4 protein-coding genes are annotated in these 4,559 nt (G+C 71.1%); 2 read left to right on the forward strand and 2 right to left on the reverse strand.

Annotation, left to right across the window (positions count from 1 at the left end; genetic code table 11):
- A partial coding sequence (locus tag VM306_RS28500) for a thioredoxin family protein (RefSeq protein WP_325520599.1) occupies positions 1-239 on the forward strand: 239 nt, incomplete at its 5' end.
- A 19-nt stretch (positions 240-258) separates the two neighbouring features.
- Complete coding sequence (locus VM306_RS28505) at positions 259-1,842, forward strand: Na+/H+ antiporter (protein ID WP_325520601.1); 1,584 nt, start codon at positions 259-261, stop codon at positions 1,840-1,842.
- On the opposite strand, the gene VM306_RS28510 is transcribed toward VM306_RS28505, so the two are convergent.
- Together VM306_RS28510 and VM306_RS28515 are read right to left on the reverse strand one after the other, a co-directional pair.
- Complete coding sequence (locus tag VM306_RS28510) at positions 1,816-2,889, reverse strand: hypothetical protein (protein ID WP_325520603.1); 1,074 nt, start codon at positions 2,887-2,889, stop codon at positions 1,816-1,818. The two genes, VM306_RS28505 and VM306_RS28510, sit on opposite strands and share 27 nt — an antisense overlap.
- Positions 2,890-2,951: 62 nt before the next feature.
- Positions 2,952-4,559 (reverse strand): hypothetical protein (locus tag VM306_RS28515; RefSeq protein WP_325520605.1); only part of this gene is annotated, 1,608 nt, incomplete at its 5' end.

The raw sequence follows: 4,559 nt of genomic DNA on the forward strand, positions 1-4,559 counted from the left end.
AGTGGTGCGGACCGTGCCACATGCTCTCCCCCATCCTCGACCAGATCGACAGCGAGCGCGACGACCTCACCGTCTTCAAGATCAACGCGGACGAGAACACCGCCACCGCGCGCGACTACCAGGTCATGTCGTTGCCGACGATGTTGCTGTTCCGCGACGGCGTGCCGATCCGGCAGATCGTGGGCGCGCGCCCCAAGTCGCGGTTGCTGGCGGAGCTGGATGACGCGCTGAGCGCCTGAGCCGCCTATCTTCTACCGCATGCTCGGTCTTGAACTGGTCGTGGTGCTGGGCGTCTGCATCCTGGCGAGCAGCGTCGTGTCGGGACGGTTGCGCGTCGCCGCCCCGGTCCTGCTCGTGGTGTGCGGCGCGGTGCTCGGCTTCGTGCCCGCCCTCGAAGAGGTCAGCCTGCCGCCGGAGGCGATGCTGCTGATCTTCCTGCCGGCGTTGCTGTACTGGGAGAGCCTCAACACCTCGTTGCGGGAGATCCGCAGCAACCTGCGCCCGATCGTGCTGCTCAGCACGCTGCTCGTGCTCGCCACCGCCGCGGCGGTGGCGGCCGTCGCCCACGCGCTGGGCCTCGGCTGGGGCCCGGCGTGGGTGCTCGGCGCGGCACTGGCCCCGACCGACGCGACCGCCGTCTCGGCCATCGCACGGGGCATGCCGCGCCGCACCACGACCATCCTGCGCGCCGAGTCGCTGATCAACGACGGCACCGCGCTGGTGATCTACGCGATCGCCATCTCGATCACCATCGGCGAGCAGGAGTTCAGCACCGGCATGGTCGGCCTGCGACTCCTGCTCTCGTACGCGGGCGGCGCCGTCGCGGGCCTGCTGGTGGCCTGGCTGGCCGTGCAGCTGCGCAAGCGCCTCGACAGCCCGCTGCACGAGACGGTCGTCAGCATCCTCACGCCGTTCGCCGCCTTCCTGCTCGCCGAGACCGTCCACGGCTCCGGCGTGATCGCCGTGGTGACCTGCGGCCTCGCCCTGGCCCGCGTCGGGCCGCGCATCGTGCGCGCCGACACCCGGCAGGTGAGCTACGCGTTCTGGGGCGTCGCCACGTTCCTGCTGAACGGCTCCCTGTTCGTCCTGATCGGACTCCAGGCCCACAGCGCCATCCGGTCGCTGGACGGCTCCGAGATCCTCGCGACGTTCGGCGCCATCGGCCTCGTCGCGCTGACCGTGACCGGCACTCGCCTGCTGTGGAGCTACACGACGCCGTACGTCATCCGGGCCCTGGACCGCCGCCCGCAGCAACGACTCCGGCGCGTGGGCGCCCGTCAACGCCTGGTGACGTCGGCCGCCGGTTTCCGCGGCGCGGTGTCGCTGGCGGCCGCGCTGGCCGTCCCCGAGACCGTCGTCGGAGGCGGGCCGTTCCCGTTCCGCGACGAGATCGTCCTCATCACGTCCGGCGTGGTCGTGCTGACGCTGATCGTGCAGTCGATCATGCTGCCGTCGATCATCCGGTTCTCGCGGCTGCCCGAGGACACGGCGCTGGACGAGGAGCTGCACCTGGCCCAGTCGACGGCGTCCGAGGAGGCCTACGGGGCGCTGCCCGCGCTCGCCGACCGGGTCGGCGTGTCGGACGTCGTCTACAAGCGCGTGCTGGCCGAGTACGAGCACCACATGGAGGTCGTGCGGGGCAAGGCGGCGGGCGACGAGGAGGTCGCCCAGTCCGAGGTCGAGTACGCGGCGCTGCGGCTGGAGCTGATCGCGCACAAGCGGGCGACGGTGGTGCGGCTGCGCGACGAGGCGGCCATCGACGACATCGTGCTGCGGACGATCCAGCGCAAGCTCGACGTCGAGGAGGTCCGGCTGTCACGGCGCGAGGTCGAGGAGGACTGACCGCAGCAGCTGCCTGGACTCGGAGCGGTCGGAGTACAGCTGCGTGTTCACGACGGTGATCGGAATCCCGTCGGGCCCCACGTGGGTCACGTCCCGGCTGACGACCGAGTCGAGGACGTGCACCAGCACCTCGGCGGGACCGCCCGGCCACGCTTGGCGGATCTGCGCGGCGAGGTAGCCGCGATCGCTCAGCTCGTCGGCGAGCACGACGACCTGGTCCGGCCGCTTGGTGGCGAAGGCCCGCTCCAGCTCGAACCGCAGGCCGAGCGCCGCCGGGGTCAGGCCGGACAGGTCGATCACCACCAGGTCCGCCATCTCGATCAGCGTCCCGGCCGCCCGCTGCCAGAACGCGTCCGAGCAGAAGAACTCGCGGACCGGGTACTCCCCGTACGGCCGCCGCCGCACCGGTTCGGCGGGAGAGCGCCGCAGCCGGTCCCGCAACTGCGCCTCCGTGCTCACGACCAGCTCCGCCATCACCTCCGGGCGGCGCAGGCGCCACAGCTCCCGCCACGTCGTCGACTCCGGGTGGCGCAGGAGGTGCGCGTAGCCGAACTCGCTCCAGGCGCCCTCCAGGAAGGTGCGGGTGCGCGCCGGGTTCGCGAAGCAGCGGAAGTACGTGATGTGCAACGGCGGCGCGCCCACCACGTTGCTCCGCGTGGTCACCCGCCGGTAGGAGCCGGATGCGGCGGGCGGGCGGCGGAAGTCGACCCGCACCTGGTCCGCGCCGGCCCGCCGGGCGGGTGGGTGCCAGTCGGAGACCGGCTCGGAAGCGTTGCAGAGGCGGCGCAAACGGCGTTGCAGACGCCGGAAGTACCAGTCGAGCGGGACGAACCCGATGGCGACGGCCGCCGACACGGCGAAGATGGCCCACACGATCCGGGGAGCCCCACTGGCCTCGTAGCCCGGGTTGGTCGTGGGAGCGGCCTCGTCCACGATCACCATCGCGACCGCCAGGAGACCGCACGTGAAGGCGAGGTAGGGACCAGGTCTGACCTTCTCCAAGGCCGATGTCCGCTCGTGCGCTGTGCCGGGGTGCTCGTACGTCACGGCGGGACTATCGGCACGGCTCCCCGAACCGTCACACGCCGACCACCTCGCGGCCGGACACCTCAGCTGACCAGCGACAACCCGCGGCGAACCGGTTCGACGGCCTTGACCTCGGCCGACGGGATCTCGACCTCCTCGCCGCCGATCTCCCGCGTGATCCACGCCCCCGACTCGACCATGACCTTCAACGACCGGGTGTCCATGGCGTTGATCCGGCCGTAGTACCACTCGTCGGTCGCCAGCGAGCCCATCCGGTCGCCCAGCCGCTTCTTGATCTCCAGGACGCGCTCGAACAGGGTCGAGACCAGCGCGTTGCGGTCGTACGGGCCCTGCAAGCCCTCGCGGATGCGGTCCTCGATGCCGCGCGGCACGCCCTCGGAGTCGGGCATGAGCATGGTGGTCCAGGCGCGGGACTTCTCGCGGTACTGCAGCTGCTGCATGACGCCCTCGTGCGCGGCGAAGTCGGCGGCGCGGAAGGGCTTGCCGCGCCAGCGCTTCTGCAGGTTCACGGCCAGCGACAGCGCGCTCTTCAGGCCCGTGTTGAGGCCTCGGCCCGGCCAGAAGTGCAGCGAGTTGGCCGCGTCGCCGAGCAGGAAGCCGAACGTCGACGGCGCGAGTTGCGCGGTGAACTTCGACATCTGCTGCATGCCCAGGGTGAACGAGTTGATGCCCACGACGTCCGCCACGCCCACGCCGAAGAAGCGCAGGCCGTCGAGGATCCGCGGCCACAGGAACGACAGGCGGTCCACGGACGGCTTGAACACCGCGCGGTGGCGGTCGCAGACGAAGCGGCCGTTGTCGGGGCGCATCGAGCAGCCGAACTTGCCGATGCACGACACCGGGCCGCTCTCGCCGAGCGCCACGATCTCGGAGGCCTCCTCGGCGGTCAGGCGCATGTTGATGAAGCCGCCGCCGAGCGAGTTGAACAGGAACCTGTTCTGCGCCACGGTCAACGGCACGGTGTGCTCGTCGGGGACCTTGGCCGTGACGCGGATGCCGAGCACGCGCTCGTCGAGCGGCGAACCGTCCACGGAGAACAGCTCACGGCTCGGCGTGCCGAAGTGGTCCTTCAGCGAGTCGCGGGTGGCGGAACGGGCGCCGTCGGCGATGGCGAGGACGTGCACGCCGTCCCAGCGCGCGGGCTTCTCGTAGGCGGCGGGGACGACCTCGATGCCGTAGACGTCCTGCGCCATGTCGAGCAGGCAGTCCTCGATCCAGCGGATCTTGATGTTGCGCGGACGCCCCTTCGACGCGGGCGAGTCCGGGCCCAGCGGCCACATCTCGGAGAACTTGCCCGGCACGAACAGGCGCTGCCGCACGGCGACGGGCAGGGCGGCCCAGACGTTCGACTGCAGCGTCACGACCTGCTCGCGCCGGTTGTTGCCCTCGGCCGCGCCGCGCCACACGACGCGGTTGCCCCGGCGCGTCCAGCGGCGGTCGTGCACGCGGATCGAGACCTGGTCCCCCAGCAGCGACTTCAGGGTGCAGGCGTAGGCGAGACCGACCGGGCCCCCGCCCGCCACGTCCACCCGCAGCGGCTCGTGCCGCCGCAGCGGAACGATCTTGCTGCCCTGCTTGGGCAGCATCACCGTCGGGCCGCAGCGGCCGATCAACACCGTCTTCTCGTCTGCCATGACCGTCCCCCTCGTTCCCGTTCGTTCGGCGGGTAC

This window comes from Lentzea sp. (assembly GCF_035525475.1).
Classification (GTDB): Bacteria; Actinomycetota; Actinomycetes; order Mycobacteriales; family Pseudonocardiaceae; genus Lentzea.